The organism is Streptomyces sp. cg40, from assembly GCF_050320165.1.
Classification (GTDB): domain Bacteria; phylum Actinomycetota; class Actinomycetes; order Streptomycetales; family Streptomycetaceae; genus Streptomyces; species Streptomyces hokutonensis.
Window position 1 is genome coordinate 2,105,294 of record NZ_CP190128.1, and the last position, 14,035, is coordinate 2,119,328.

The 14,035-nt window shown below is 68.9% G+C and carries 9 protein-coding genes and 2 pseudogenes; 7 read left to right on the forward strand and 4 right to left on the reverse strand.

Annotated features, from left to right (window positions below; genetic code table 11):
* The first annotated feature begins 53 nt into the window (after positions 1-53).
* From ACQHII_RS09325 to ACQHII_RS09345, 5 genes and pseudogenes are all read left to right on the forward strand, one after another.
* Positions 54-1,613 carry an alpha/beta hydrolase-fold protein gene (locus tag ACQHII_RS09325; protein WP_427918833.1) on the forward strand — a complete coding sequence of 520 codons (1,560 nt, stop codon included), beginning with the start codon at positions 54-56 and terminating at the stop codon, positions 1,611-1,613.
* 73 nt (positions 1,614-1,686) lie between these two features.
* A complete protein-coding gene (locus ACQHII_RS09330; protein WP_427918834.1) occupies positions 1,687-3,672 on the forward strand; it encodes a hypothetical protein in 1,986 nt (661 codons plus the stop codon).
* Between the two features lie 77 nt (positions 3,673-3,749).
* Positions 3,750-4,619, forward strand: a pseudogene (locus ACQHII_RS09335) (IS5 family transposase).
* A 363-nt stretch (positions 4,620-4,982) separates the two neighbouring features.
* Positions 4,983-6,068, forward strand: a pseudogene (locus tag ACQHII_RS09340) (glycoside hydrolase family 48 protein); the annotation flags it as partial.
* A gap of 169 nt (positions 6,069-6,237) precedes the next feature.
* The gene (locus ACQHII_RS09345; RefSeq protein WP_427918835.1) at positions 6,238-8,904 is read left to right on the forward strand and encodes a cellulose binding domain-containing protein; all 2,667 of its coding nucleotides are present in this window, start codon (positions 6,238-6,240) and stop codon (positions 8,902-8,904) included.
* Between the two features lie 78 nt (positions 8,905-8,982).
* On the opposite strand, the gene ACQHII_RS09350 is transcribed toward ACQHII_RS09345, so the two are convergent.
* Positions 8,983-10,872: a rhamnogalacturonan lyase gene (locus tag ACQHII_RS09350; protein WP_427918836.1), complete on the reverse strand. Its 1,890-nt coding sequence runs from the start codon at positions 10,870-10,872 to the stop codon at positions 8,983-8,985.
* Positions 10,873-10,910: 38 nt separating this feature from the next.
* On the reverse strand, positions 10,911-11,891 hold the full coding sequence (locus ACQHII_RS09355) for a helix-turn-helix transcriptional regulator (protein WP_427918837.1): 981 nt from the start codon (positions 11,889-11,891) through the stop codon (positions 10,911-10,913).
* A gap of 39 nt (positions 11,892-11,930) precedes the next feature.
* Here ACQHII_RS09355 and ACQHII_RS09360 point away from each other — a divergent pair, with 39 nt between their 5' ends.
* Together ACQHII_RS09360 and ACQHII_RS09365 are read left to right on the forward strand one after the other, a co-directional pair.
* A complete protein-coding gene (locus tag ACQHII_RS09360; protein ID WP_427918838.1) occupies positions 11,931-12,410 on the forward strand; it encodes a hypothetical protein in 480 nt (159 codons plus the stop codon).
* Positions 12,407-12,874 (forward strand): hypothetical protein, encoded by a 468-nt coding sequence (locus ACQHII_RS09365; RefSeq protein ID WP_427918839.1) that lies wholly within the window; start codon positions 12,407-12,409, stop codon positions 12,872-12,874. Before ACQHII_RS09360 ends, ACQHII_RS09365 begins: the two co-directional genes overlap by 4 nt.
* Here ACQHII_RS09365 and ACQHII_RS09370 read toward each other — a convergent pair.
* Complete coding sequence (locus ACQHII_RS09370; protein ID WP_427918840.1) at positions 12,852-13,601, reverse strand: class I SAM-dependent methyltransferase; 750 nt, start codon at positions 13,599-13,601, stop codon at positions 12,852-12,854. The two genes, ACQHII_RS09365 and ACQHII_RS09370, sit on opposite strands and share 23 nt — an antisense overlap.
* A 28-nt stretch (positions 13,602-13,629) precedes the next feature.
* Positions 13,630-13,935: a 4a-hydroxytetrahydrobiopterin dehydratase gene (locus tag ACQHII_RS09375; RefSeq protein WP_427918841.1), complete on the reverse strand. Its 306-nt coding sequence runs from the start codon at positions 13,933-13,935 to the stop codon at positions 13,630-13,632.
* Positions 13,936-14,035 lie beyond the last annotated feature (100 nt).

The window sequence follows — 14,035 nt, forward strand, 5'->3', positions numbered from 1 at the left end:
CGTCGCTTCACGAGCGCCGTTCGCACCACCTCGCCCCCCTCAGGAGATCCCTCATGCCCAACACCCCGTCCCGCAGCGCCCTCGCGCTGGCGATCTCCGGTGCACTGGCGGCTGCCGCACTGGTCACGACGTCCGCCAACGCCTCCGGAGCGCCCGCCACTTCTTCCACTGCTCTCGGTCCGACCGTGACCCACACCGGAAAGGGGCCGACGGGTTACTCAGTGACCTTCCGCATCAAGGCGGCTACGGCGACCTCCATGAGCATCAGAGGCAGTTGGGTCTTCGCATCCACCGCGACCACCAGTGTCGATCCGACGAACGCCGATCCGATCAGTCCCGCCGAGTGGAGCGCGGGGGACTTCCCGTTGCAGTCCCCGAACCTGCCCAGCGAGAACTGGGCCGTCTCGGCGATGACGAAGGACGCCAAGTCCGGGATCTGGTCGTATACCGTCCCGCTGCCTTCCGGGACCTTCGACTACCAGTTCTACGCGAACTGCGCCTCGGCCACGCTCAGCGGCTGTACCGCGCAGACCGACCCCGCCAAACCCGCCTGGAACACGACCGGTTCGGCTCCCACCTACAGTCAGGTCTACGTCCCCTCGGACGCGAAGTTCGGCACCACCGACTACTCCTGGCAGGCCGACGTACCTGCGTCCAAGCGCGGAAAACTGACCGAGGTCACCTACCCCACGTCGGCGTCGGGGACCAACCAACTGGCCGTCTACACCCCGCCCGGCTACGACGCCGAACGATCCACTCCCTACCCCGTGTTCGTGCTCAGCCACGGTGGCGGTGAGAACGAGGTCGCCTGGTCCACGCGCGGCCGCCTGGAACAGATCGTCGACAACCTGATCGCCCAGGGGAAGATGCAGCCCGCGATCATCGTCATGCCCAACGGAAGCGGCATACCCACGGCGAGCTACACCAGCGAGATCACCGACACCGTGCTGCCGTACGTCACCGCGCACTATCACGTGGGCACCGCGGCGTCCGACCGAGCCTTCGCCGGCACCAGCGCCTACGGAACCCAGGCGAACAACCTCCTCTTCAGGGACACCGACTCCTTCGGCTACTACGGCGTGTGGTCTCCGGCGGCAGGCGCCCCCGCCGTCACCGTCACAGGTCAGGGCAACACTCCGATCGACAGCGCGTACAAGGCCGCCGACCTGAAGAAGGTGCTGGGCATCCATCTCGCCATCGGCCAGGAGGACCTCGGTGGCAACGCGCCCATGATGACCGCGACCACCGAGCGCGAGGGCCTCATCAACGCGGGAGTCCCCTTCACCTACTACTCCGTAGGCGGCGGACACACCTGGTCGTTCTGGCAGGACTCGCTCTACGACTTCCTCACCCGGGTCGGCTTCCGAGCCACGACGACGGTCCTGACCACCTCCGCCCGAAGCCTCAACGCCACGGTCGCGCCTGCCGGTTCGGAGCCCGCGGTACCGACGGGCACCGTGCAGTTCAAGGCCGACGGGGTCACGATCGGAAAGCCGGTCAAGCTCACCAAGGGCAAGGCCGAACTCACTGGCAACGCCGCCGCCTGGAGCGGCAGGACCATCACCGCGGAGTACAGCGGCAACACCCTCTACAACGCGAGCGTCGGCAGCTGATCTGCTTCGCGATGCGTCAGTTCGCATCCTCAGCCGTATCCCCCGCACGGAACGCGCAGACAGGGAGCACTCAATGACCTCGAACCAGACTCCGGACACCGACCTCCGACACCACACCTGTGACGACTGCCTGGACTCGCTGCCGTCGACGTTGTCGCGGCGCAACATACTGGCCGCCGCTTCCGCTCTTCCCGCCGCCGCGGTGGGCGTCGGGGCCGCGCCGGCGTCCGCCTCCTCGGCGAAGGCCACATCGAAGGCAGCGCCGAAGTCGAAGCTCGAGTGGTACCGCCTGGTGCCCGGTTTTGTGGGCGTGTCCACCGACGATTACGGCAGACCGAAGGGCACCGGGTTCGTCGCGGCCAACCCGTGGGGTGCGTACACCGCCTACCTGATCACCACGAACTCGCGCGGACAGCGCACGTGGCGGATCGAGAACATGATGCAGCTCGCACCCCATCCCGACGGGGGCGTCTACTCCCAGGGGTCCACGATGTGGCTGTTCGAGGGAGACGAGCGCGCGCTCCTCGTCGACACCGCGCAGAACACTCCCGAGACCATCGGCACCAACGACCTGAAGACCGTGTGCCGTCACCTGCTCGGACACGAGAACGACGGCCGGGCGCGGCACAGTCCGGTCGACTTCGACGTCGCCATCACGCACCTCCACGGCGACCACACCGGCAAGGTCCCGCAGATGACCGACCGGACCGTCTATTACCCCGACCTCGACTGGGGGTCCAAGGCGACGGCGAACTGGGTTCCGGTCCGCCAGGACGGCGGAGCCACCACCAACGGTTCGACGGGAACCACGGTGAACCGCATCGAACTCGGCAACCGGCGGATCGACGTGGTGGCCATGTACGGCCACACCCCTGGCTCGACGGGATACCTCGACGCCCGGGAACTCCTCATGGCCACCGGCGACGCCATCGGATCGGCCTACGTCTGGGCCCACTTCGCCTCCGCGACGACCGAACCGTACGCGGCGATGCTGGACGGACTACGCAAGGAACTAAGGCCGCTGAAGGGTCTCACGCTGCTGCCGGCGCACTTCTACCAGCTACGCCAGTTCTCCCGCGCCGAACCGCCGATCAACGGCCGTGTCCCGGACCTGTCCTACCTCGACGACATGGCCAGCGCGGCGCACGGTGCGCTCGACGGCTCCATCCTCGCCGACCCCTATCACGAGATCGGCCGCGAGGCGGTGTGGATCAGCGGTGGTACCGCGAGGATGGTCTACTCGCTCACCAACCTCTATCCGGGCGGTCCGACGGGCGGCCAGGGCGATCCGCGCGCCTTCCACGGGGTCAACATCCCCTCCCACTACCCGATGGACCCCTACCTCGACACACCGTACGCGTTCCTGAACAACATCAGGACAGGGCTGGTCCTCATACGCGACAGCGCGAACGAGACCTCGTTCCTCATGCACGGCACCCGGCGGACCCTGCTGATCACCTCCGGGCGCAGCAGGCCCGGGGTGGCCCAGTACGCCGCCCGGATCGCCCGCTGCGGTGGAAAGCTCAGCGTCCTCGTCACGGACGGCGACCCCGCCGGTCTGGCGGGCCTGGGCCAGTTCGACGGCTACGACCTGTACGCCCCCAAGGGCGTGGCCGTCCCACGCCGCCGCGGCAGCGTCACCTACGTCCGAGCCGGCGACACGATCGACCTCGGCAAGGACTCCGCGAAGCGCAGGGTGGAACTCCGCATCGACACGGTGCCCGGCCGACGCGGTGACGCGATCACGGTCCTCGACCCGGTCTCCCGGGCACTGTTCGCCGGGGAGAGCCTGGGCACACAGGGCACGGCCGGCCTGACGCTCGGCACCACCCTGACCGTGTTCGCCGACGCGCTCGCCGTCTGGCGAACCCGCACGGACGGCCACTACGACACCATCTACACCGCGCACAACCACCAGTGGGTCACGAAGCCGGCGTACGTCGACTCCCTCCAAGCGGCGGTGGCTGCGGCTCCCGTAACCACCTCTCCCGTTCCTGGATACCAGGCCCGCACGTCGGGGACTGGCGAACTGCTCGCCTGGCTGTTCACGGCGGTCTGAGCTAGGGGGTGTCTGAAAAGCCTGCCCAGCGGGCAAGTTGCCTGGTAGCGGGGCGGTGCGCACTTTCGGGGGCTGGGATGTGCGGGCTGCGTACCCGTTACTCGACGGATCTGTCCGATCCGGAGTGGAGATCCTCTGTCCGTTGGTTCCGACAGTCAAGTCCGGTGGTCGGCCGGCGAAACATACCCGGAGGGAGATCCTCAACGCGCTGGCGTACTGGCTGCGGGCCGGCTGCGCCTGGAGACTGCTGCCGCATGACCTGCCGCCGTGGCAGACGGTCTATCACTACTGGCGGCGATGGCAGCAAGAAGGCGTGTGGGAGCGGATGTTGACGGCGTTGCGCGAACGCGAGCGGGTGCAGCTCGGCCGTGAACCCACCCCCAGCGCTGCCATCGTGGACAGTCAGAGCGTCCGGGCCAGTGAGCGCGGTGGCCTGCACGGGTACGACGGCGGCAAGAAGGTCAGCGGCGTCAAGCGTCACCTGCTCGTCGACACCCGCGGCACCGTCCTGGTCACCTGCGTGAGCCCAGCGAGCGTCGGCGACCGCGACGGTGCCGTGGTGCTGTTCTCTCGGGCCGCCGACGCCTTTTTCGCGCCTGCAACACGTGTGGGCGGACCAGGGCTACCGCGGCGCCGACTTCCACAGCTGGGCCCGAGAAGCCACCGGCATCACCGTGGAGGTCGTGCAGCGCCGCGACGGTGGATTGCGCTCGACCTGGGCGAAGGTAGGGGAACCGCCTCCGGCAGTGCCCCTTTTCGCGGTGGTCCCGCGGCGTTGGGTGGTGGAGCGGACATTCGCCTGGCTGGGCCGGTGCCGCCGCCTGTCGAAGGACTACGAGTACCTGCGCGCCTGCTCGGAGAACGCCATCTACCTCACCATGGCCTTGCTCCTCGTGCGCCGCCTCGCAAGACCAGCCCGCTGGGCAGGCTTTTCAGACGCCCTCTAGCCACCGAGCCTGGAGCCCAAACGGTGGGGCAGGTCAACCTGTCACCCAAACCTGCATCAGACCCCGACGAGCGCGGTCGCGGTGGTGATGGATCGACTGAGAGTCGGGATCCACGAATCCACCTACCGCCGAGGCGCACCCGAGCCGTTGACCGGAGACGTCTGGACCGACGGCATCACCACCGTCACCCCACCGTCCCGGCTCACCGCAGCCACAGCGCGAGTGGCCTGCCGAGCGAAACGTCGATTACTAAAGTAATCCGAAATCAAATTCGACCCCGAATCGACCCCGACGCCCCAGCTGGATCTACATCATAGCCCTGACCTGCAGAAATGTCACTGAACGAGAGTCAAGACCTAAAACGACAAGTACTTCAAGAAAATCGGCAACTGCGTCGGGCCGTCCACCTGCCCGGCCGGGACCGGCAAGGACGCCTCGGACTATCTGCTGTCCTGGTACTACGCGTGGGGCGGCGCGAACGACAGCAGCGCGGGCTGGGCGTGGCGCATCGGGTCCAGCCATGTGCACGGCGGCTATCAAAACCCCCTGGCCGCCTACGCGTTGAGTTCGTACGCCGACCTGAAGCCCAAGTCGGCGACGGGCGCGGCGGATTGGGGTACCTCACTGACCCGGCAGTTGGAGTTCTACCGCTGGCTCCAGTCGAGCGAGGGTGCCATCGCCGGTGGGGCGACGAACAGTTGGCAGGGGCGGTACGCGAGTCCGCCGGCCGGGACGTCGACGTTCTACGGCATGTACTACGACCAGCAGCCCGTCTACCACGACCCGCCGTCCAACCAGTGGTTCGGCTTCCAGGCGTGGTCGATGGAACGGGTCGCCGAGTACTACCAGCAGACGGGGAACGCGAGCGCGAAGGCGGTCCTCGACAAGTGGGTGGCGTGGGCGCTGTCCAAGACCACGATCAATCCCGACGGCACTTATCTGATCCCCTCGACGTTGCAGTGGTCGGGGCAGCCCGACACCTGGAACGCGTCAAGTCCCGGTGCGAACACGGGACTTCATGTCACCGTCGCCGATTACACCAATGACGTGGGCGTGGCCGCCGCGTATGCCAAGACGTTGACGTACTACGCCGCGAAGTCCGGTTCCGCCGCGGCGAAGACGACGGCGAAGGCGCTGTTGGACGGCATGTGGAGCAACTACCAGGACAGTCTGGGCATCGCCGTTCCGGAGACCCGCGCGGACTACAACCGGTTCGACGACAGTGTGTATGTGCCGAGCGGGTGGAGCGGGACCATGCCGAACGGGGACGTGGTCAACTCCGCTTCCACGTTCGCCTCGTTGAGGTCCTTCTACAAGAACGATCCGGCGTGGTCGAAGATCCAGAGCTATCTGGCGGGCGGGGCCGCGCCTGTCTTCACGTATCACCGGTTCTGGGCGCAGGCGGATGTCGCGTTGGCCATGGGGTCGTATGCGGAGCTGCTCGAGTAACCGCGCGTTGCGCTCCGCGGGCTGGGCGGTTCTTTGGCTGCGGGCCCGTTGTGGCTGGTCGCGCAGTTCCCCGCGCCCCTGAAGGGGCGCTGCCGCCGGGCGGCCTCCACCCGCACTGGAGGTCGCCCGGTTCTCGTGCCTTTGCTCCTCCTCAGGAGAGGACTCCCTCGTGCGAAGAACCCGTATCCTCACGGCCGTACTCGCCCTCGCCGCCGTCCTGTTGGCGGGCAGTCCGTCCGCCCTTGCCGCGAGTGCGCCGAAGACCGTACTCGCCGCCGACACCTACACCTGGCACAACGCCCGCATCGACGGCGGCGGGTTCGTGCCCGGCATCGTCTTCAACCGGAAGGAGAAGAACCTCGCCTACGCCCGGACCGACATCGGCGGTGCCTACCGGTGGCAGGAGGCGACGAAGACCTGGACGCCGTTGCTGGACTCGGTCGGGTGGGACGAGTGGGGGCACACCGGGGTGGTGAGTCTCGCGTCCGACCCGGTCGCCCCGGACAAGGTGTACGCGGCCGTCGGCACGTATACGAACAGCTGGGATCCGACGAACGGGGCGGTGCTCAGGTCGGCGGACCGGGGCGCGAGTTGGCAGAAGACCGATCTGCCGTTCAAGCTCGGCGGGAACATGCCGGGGCGCGGTATGGGTGAGCGGCTGGCCGTCGATCCCAACAAGGACAGCGTGCTGTATCTGGGCGCGCCCAGCGGGAAGGGTCTGTGGCGGTCGACGGACTCCGGGGTGACCTGGTCGCAGGTGACGAACTTCCCGAATGTCGGCAACTATGTGCAGGATCCGACCGACACGAGCGGCTACGCCAGCGACAACCAGGGCATCGTGTGGGTCACCTTCGACGAGTCCACGGGTACGTCCGGCAGCGCGACGAAGACGATCTACGTCGGTGTCGCCGACCAGGCCAACGCCGTCTACCGGTCGACGGACGCGGGGGCGACCTGGTCGCGGGTGGCCGGGCAGCCGACCGGTTATCTGGCCCACAAGGGCGTACTGGATGCCGTCAACGGTTATCTGTACATCGCATACAGCGACAAGGGCGGTCCGTACGACGGCGGGAAGGGTCAGCTGTGGCGGTACGCGACCGCGACCGGCACCTGGACGAACATCAGCCCGGTCGCGGAGGCCGACACCTACTACGGCTTCAGCGGGCTGACCGTCGACCGGCAGCATCCGGGGACCGTGATGGCTACGGCGTACAGCTCCTGGTGGCCGGACACGCAGATCTTCCGCTCCACGAACAGCGGGGGCACCTGGACGAAGGCCTGGGACTACACCTCGTATCCCAACCGTGCGAACCGCTACACCATGGACGTGTCCTCCTCGCCCTGGCTGACCTTCGGCGCGAATCCGTCGCCGCCCGAACAGGCCCCGAAACTGGGCTGGATGACCGAGTCGCTGGAGATCGACCCGTTCGACTCGAACCGGATGATGTACGGGACGGGCGCGACGCTCTACGGCACGGAGAACCTGACGAACTGGGACAGCGGCGGCCAGTTCACCGTGAAGCCGATGGTGCAGGGGCTGGAGGAGACGGCCGTCAACGACCTCGCCGCTCCCCCGTCGGGTGGGGCCCAACTCCTCAGCGCGCTGGGCGACATCGGCGGCTTCCGGCACACCGACCTGACCAAGGTCCCCTCGATGATGTTCACTTCGCCGAACTTCACCACGACCACGAGCCTCGACTTCGCGGAGTCCAACCCCGACACGGTGGTGCGCGTGGGCAATCTGGACTCGGGGCCGCACATCGCGTTCTCGACGGACAACGGCGCCAACTGGTTCGCGGGCACGGATCCTTCGGGCGTGAGCGGCGGCGGGACGGTGGCCGCGGCGGCGGACGGGAGCCGGTTCGTGTGGAGTCCGGCGGGTGCCGGGGTTCAGTACACGACCGGGTTCGGTTCGTCGTGGTCGGCGTCCAGCGGGATTCCGGCGGGCGCGGCCGTCGAGTCGGACCGGGTCGACGCGAAGACCTTCTACGGCTTCAAGTCCGGGAAGTTCTACGTCAGTTCGGACGGCGGCGCGACCTTCACCGCGTCCTCGGCGACCGGGCTGCCCAGTGGTGACAGCGTGCGGTTCAAGGCGCTGCCCGGGACGAAGGGGGACGTCTGGCTGGCGGGTGGGGCGAGCGACGGGGCGTACGGGCTGTGGCATTCCACCGATGGCGGCGCCACCTTCGGCAAGCTCGCGAACGTCGAGCAGGCCGACACCATCGGCTTCGGGAAGGCGGCGACGGGTGCCTCGTATCAGACGCTCTACACGAGCGCGAAGATCGGCGGTGTCCGCGGCATCTTCCGTTCGACCGACAAGGGCGTGAGCTGGACGCGGATCAACGACGATACGCACCAGTGGGGTTGGACGGGTGCGGCGATCACCGGTGACCCGCGGGTGTACGGCCGGGTGTATGTGTCGACGAACGGCCGCGGGGTGATCTACGGCGACTCCTCCGACGCCGGTGACGGAGGCGGCGGGGGTGGCGGCACCGATCCGACACCCCCCACAGGCTCCGTCTGCTCGGTCGCGTACAAGATCACCAACCAGTGGGCGGGTGGCTTCCAGGCCGATGTCCAGGTGACCAACACCGGCTCAACCACCTGGAACGGTTGGGCACTTGGGTGGGCCTTCGCGGACGGGCAACAGATCGCCCAGCTCTGGAACGCAGACTGGACCCAGTCGGGCGCGACCGTGACGGCGAGGAACGTGAGTTGGAACGGGACGGTGGCGGCGGGTTCGTCGGTGGGGTTCGGGTTCACGGGGAGCTGGTCGGGGGTGAACACGAAGCCGGCGTCGTTCAAGGTGGGGGATCAGGCCTGCACGGTCTCCTGAGCGGGGCGGAGAGGGCGGCTGCGCGCACCCGGCGCGCAGCCGCCTGTCTGTCTCGGGGAGTGCGGTCAGAGACTGCGGTCAGGGTGTGTAGACAGTCGGCCGAGGTGCCGTCGCCATCCCGTCGCCGATGTAGAAGCTCGGGTGGGGCGGTTGGTTGTATGCAGTATTTTGCCAGGCCAGGGCCGTGCGGTACTGGGTGTCGTGGAGCAGGGTCGTGATCCTGGTGGTCGTCTCGTAGGGCGTGGAGTAGATCCGTAGCGCCGTGTTGTCGGTGGTGGGCCAGACGACCTCTTCCCGCCAGTCGCCGAGGATGTCCCCGGAGAGGGTCGGGGTGGCCTTGGTGCCGTTGTCGGAGTGGACGTCGGCGCCGGTCAGGAGGCGGGTGTCGGCGGTCGTGCCGTACTTGTCGATGTGGGTGGAGTCGAGGAGTTCGCGTACCGGGTCGGCGTCCCACCAGGACAGGAAGTTGGTGCTGGAGGGCTTGCGGGTGGACACCACCGTGCCCTGGGGGTTGCGGACGCCACTCTCCGACGCCGACCAGGACTCGGCGCCGGGGCTGCCCGCCCAGATGTCGCCGGAGACGCCCCGGCCGTTGTCGCCGTTGGCGGGTGTGGACCAGATGATCGCGCCGGTCCTCGCGTCCGCCATCCACGAGGACGGTTTCGAGGAGTCCTCGTCGACCTTGAACTCCTCCAGGCCCGGGCGGGACGGGTCGAGGTCGCCGACGTGCATCGCGTCGCCGTGGCCGTTCTTCGTGGTCCACAGGCCGGCGCCGTTGTCGTCGACGGCCATCGAGCCGTACACGATCTCGTCCTTGCCGTCCCCGTCGACGTCGGCGATCGCCAACTGGTGGTTGCCCTGGGCGTCGTAGCCCTTGCCGGTGTTGGTCGAGGAGTTGGTGTCGAAGGTCCAGCGGCGGGTGAAGGCGCCGCCCCGCCAGTCCCAGGCGGCGATCACGGTACGGGTGTAGTAGCCGCGGGCCATGATCAGGGAGGGGCGGCTGCCGTCCAAGTAGGCCGTTCCGGCGAGGAATCGGTCGACGCGGTTGCCGTAGGAGTCGCCCCAGGAGGAGACCGTGCCGCGGGCCGGGACGTAGTCGACGGTGCTCATCGCTTTGCCGGTCCGGCCGTCGAACATGGTCAGGTACTCGGGTCCGGACAGGACGTAGCCGCTCGAATTGCGGTAGTCCGCGGCCGAGTTGCCGATGACGGTGCCGGTTCCGTCGACGGTGGCGTCGGCGGTCTTCATGGCGACCTCGGCCTTGCCGTCGCCGTCGTAGTCGTACACCTGGAACTGTGTGTAGTGCGCGCCGGAGCGGATGTTGCGGCCGAGGTCGATGCGCCACAGGCGGGTGCCGTCGAGTCTTATGCCGTCGAGGACGGTGTTTCCGGTGTAGCCGGACTGGGAGTTGTCCTTGGCGTTCGTGGGCTGCCACTTGAGGACGAAGTCGAGTTGTCCGTCGCCGTCGAGGTCGCCGACGGAGGCGTCGTTGGCCTCGTAGGTGTAGGCGACGCCGTCGGGGGTGGTGCCGCCGGCGGGCGGGGTGATCGGGACGTCCTTGTAGCCGGTGCGGAACTGGATCGCGTGGACGGAGTCGGCCTGTTCGACGCCGCCCACGATCGCGCGGACCGTGTAGTCGGCCTGGGCGGGCGCGCCGGCGTGGAAGTAGTTCGTGGAGCCGGTGATCGGGGCGGAGTTGACCTTCGTACCGGCGCGGTAGACGTTGAAGGAGACGGTGTCGGGGTCGGTGCCGAGCCAGCGCCAGCCGACCAGGTTGCCGCTGTCGGTGTGGACGCTGACGACACCGCGGTCGAGGGCCTCGACCTGGCGGGCGGTGGCGGCCTGGGCGGTGCCGCCGGTGGTGAGTCCGGCGAGGACCAGGGCCGCGGCGCCGGTGAGTGCGGAGAGTACGGCCCTTCGTCTGGGGTGTCGGTACGGCGGGCGCACTTGCGGGTGCGGGTAGCTCACGTGACGTACCTCCTGGGAGGACGGACGGGTTCCGTGCCTCAGTCGCCGCTGCCGGTGAGCAAGTTGCCGTATCTTTCGGCCAGTTCGGCGACCGTGCGGGTGATCCGGTCGCGGAGTTCGGGTGGTGAGAGGACCTCGATGTCCGTGCCTAGGCGCAGGAACTCGCCGTGTGCGTGGTCGACGGACTCGATGGGGACCGACATCAGGGTCCAACCGTCCGGTTCCGGCCGCCCGTTGAGGGGGACCGCCCGGGCGAGGGTCGCGCCGGGTGCGAGCCGGACCACCGCCTCGCCGCGGTAGAGGCGATCGTGGAAGTCGCGTTGGTGGGCGGTCCAGTACGCGGCGAGGTCGAAGTCGTCGGGGCGGGTGAACCTCTCGTCGGAGTCGGAGTCGGAGTCAGGGGCGGAGGTGGTGAGCGCGAGGATCTGGTCGACGCGGAAGGTGCGCGGGCCGGGACCGGCTACGACGTACCAGCGGCCCGCCTTCAGGACGAGTCCGTACGGTTCCAGTCGGCGTTCCACGTCGGTCGGCTCGCGCCAGCGGCGGTAGATCGCATACAGAACACGGTTGTGCCATACCGCGTCAGCGACTGTATGCAAGAACGGTGCCTCGTCGGCGTCCGCGTACCAGCCCGGCGCGTCCAGGTGGAAGCGGCCGCTGATCCGGTCGGCGTGCTCGCGCAGCTCGGCCGGCAGGGCCGCGCGCACCTTCAGCTGGGCGGCGGCCAGGACCGGGCCGAGGCCCAGCTCGGCGGCCGGTCCCGGCACCCCGGCGAGGAACAGGGCCTCGGCCTCGTCCGTGGTGAGGCCGGTCAGGCGGGTGCGGTAGCCGTCGAGGAGGCGGTAGCCGCCGGCGTGGCCCGCGTCGCCGTACAGCGGGACACCGGCCGCGCTCAAGGCCTCGACGTCCCGGTAGACCGTGCGGACCGAGACCTCCAGTGCCTCGGCGAGCTGGGCGGCGGTCATCCTCCCCCGGGTCTGGAGCAGGAGCAGGATCGAGAGGAGTCTGCTGGACTTCACTGACACAGGATGTCAGTGAAGCGGTCCTAGCGTCCTGTCATGCCATTCACGGAGAAACTGCTGACCGTGCCGCCGCCGATCGAGGTGGCCGGGCGACGCGTCAAGCGCTACCACGTCACCGCCGACCCGGCCGGGATCGCGCCCGAGGTGGAGGCGGCGGCGTACGCGATCCTGCCGGAGCTGCTGCCCGAGCCGGACGGCACTCCGCCGGCCACGTTCGTGGTGCTGCACCGGGGCGGTGACGACGGTGCCTATCTGAACGCGTACAGCTGGGTGTGGGACAACGTCCTGCACTTCCGGGGCGCGTCGGCGGGCCAGCCGGTGCTCGGCTGTCCCGACCTCGACCCGACCCACTTCGTCACTCCCGATCTGCCGTGGATCGGCTGTGTCTGGGAGCTGCCGCCGATCCTGCACGAACGGGACGCCTGGGTACGGCATCTGCTCGCGCCCGAAGTCCCGGACCTCGACGCCTACTTGGCGGACTCCCTGTCCGCCGGAACCACGGGAGACCGCTCATGAGCAGCCCGCGCGACTTCGACTTCCTGCACGGCGAGTGGGAGGTCGTGAACCGTCGTCTCACCGACTTCCTCCAACCCGGCAGCGGCTGGGAGGAGTTCACCGGGTTCAGTCGTTGCGTGCCCTTCTTCGACGGCGCGGCGAACGTCGACGAGATCGACATGCCGTATCTGGGGTCGAAGGGGCTGACCCTGCGGCTCTTCGACCGGGAGACCGAACTGTGGTCCCTGAACTGGTCGTCGAGCCGCAGCGGAAAGCTGTTCCCGCCGGTGACGGGCCGGTTCGAGGGCGGCCGGGGCGAGTTCTACGGCGACGACACGCACGACGGGAAGGAGGTGCGGGTGCGGTTCGTGTGGTCGGGGGTCTCCGCGCGCGGCGCCCGTTGGGAGCAGGCGTTCTCGGTGAACGACGGGGCGAGTTGGGTGACGAACTGGACGATGGACTTCAGCCGCCCGGGGGCTTCCTGAAGGCCAGGACGGTGAACTCGGGGTCCGGGCGCGGCCGTTCCTGGTCGGGCAGCGACCGCAGTCGCTCGGCGAACCGTTCGGTGAGCGGTTCGCCGGGCGGCAGCATGGTGAACCAGCCGCGTCGCAGGTCCGCGGTGGTGCTGCGGGGGCTGCGGCCCTGGCCGTGGCCACGGAAGCGGGCTGTGCCGGCCGGGTGCAGGCCCTGCTCGGCGGCGTGGGCGCTGACCTGGTTGGACCGGTCCTGGGCGGGGCGGCGCGGGCGTGGGGCGAGGACGGCGTCGATGTCGCTGCCGACGTCGTGGGCGGCGGCCTTGTCGACCGTGGTGATGTACACCCCGCCCGGTCGCAGGACCCGCGCGCACTCCGCGATGATCGCCCCGGCGTCCTCGGGGCCCGCCACGAGGTGCAGCAGCCAGATGGTCGTCACGGCGTCGAACACCCCGTCGGGGAAGGGGAGTCGGCGGCTGTCGGCGAGGAGTACGGCGCCGGGGAGCCGGGTCGCCGCCGTGCGGGTCATGGCGGGCGCGGCGTCCAGGCCGGTGACCCGCAGGGCGGGGCGGGCGGCGGCCAGGCGGCGGGTGACGATGCCGGTGCCGCAGGCCACGTCGAGCAGGGTGCGGGCGCCTGGCGGGACGAGGCCGAGTACGGCTTCGGCCGCGGCGGCGGCGCGGGGCTCACCGCCGCGGGTCGCGTCGTAGGCGCCGGCTTCCTTGTCGTAGTCGAGCACGCGCTGTCACCCCCACCCGTCCGTGCGGTCAGGCCGCGCCGTGGCCCGGAGCCAAGTCCTCGACCCTGTGGGCGAGTTGGAAGTCGAGGTCGGTGATCGCGCCGCCGACGCTGTGGGTGTTCACGGCGAGGGAGACGGTGTTGTAGCCGAGGGTGAGGTCGGAGTGGTGGTCGAGTTCCTCCTGGACCTGGGCGATGTGGACGACCAGGGCGGTGGCCGCGAAGTGGCTGCCGAGCCGGTAGGTGCGGGTGAGACGGTCGGCGTCGGCGGTCCAGCCCGGGAGTTCCGCGAGGCGGTCCTCGATCTCCTTCTGCGACAGCGGTGCGACGGCCATGGCCTCGGTCCTTCCTCGGGGTCGGGTCCCTCTTCGGCCACTTCAGCGTGCCACAGGCGGTGGGCCGAGTGCCTGGTCGGAAGAGTGCCCCCGGGTGAGT

Bases quoted from the DNA above. Each gene is read 5' to 3' on its own strand.
- ACQHII_RS09365 (WP_427918839.1), top strand. From the start codon at position 12,407: ATGAGCAGCCCGCGCGACTTCGACTTCCTGCACGGCGAGTGGGAGGTC.
- ACQHII_RS09360 (WP_427918838.1), top strand. From the start codon at position 11,931: ATGCCATTCACGGAGAAACTGCTGACCGTGCCGCCGCCGATCGAGGTG.
- ACQHII_RS09375 (WP_427918841.1), bottom strand. From the start codon at position 13,935: ATGGCCGTCGCACCGCTGTCGCAGAAGGAGATCGAGGACCGCCTCGCG.
- ACQHII_RS09330 (WP_427918834.1), top strand. From the start codon at position 1,687: ATGACCTCGAACCAGACTCCGGACACCGACCTCCGACACCACACCTGT.
- ACQHII_RS09325 (WP_427918833.1), top strand. From the start codon at position 54: ATGCCCAACACCCCGTCCCGCAGCGCCCTCGCGCTGGCGATCTCCGGT.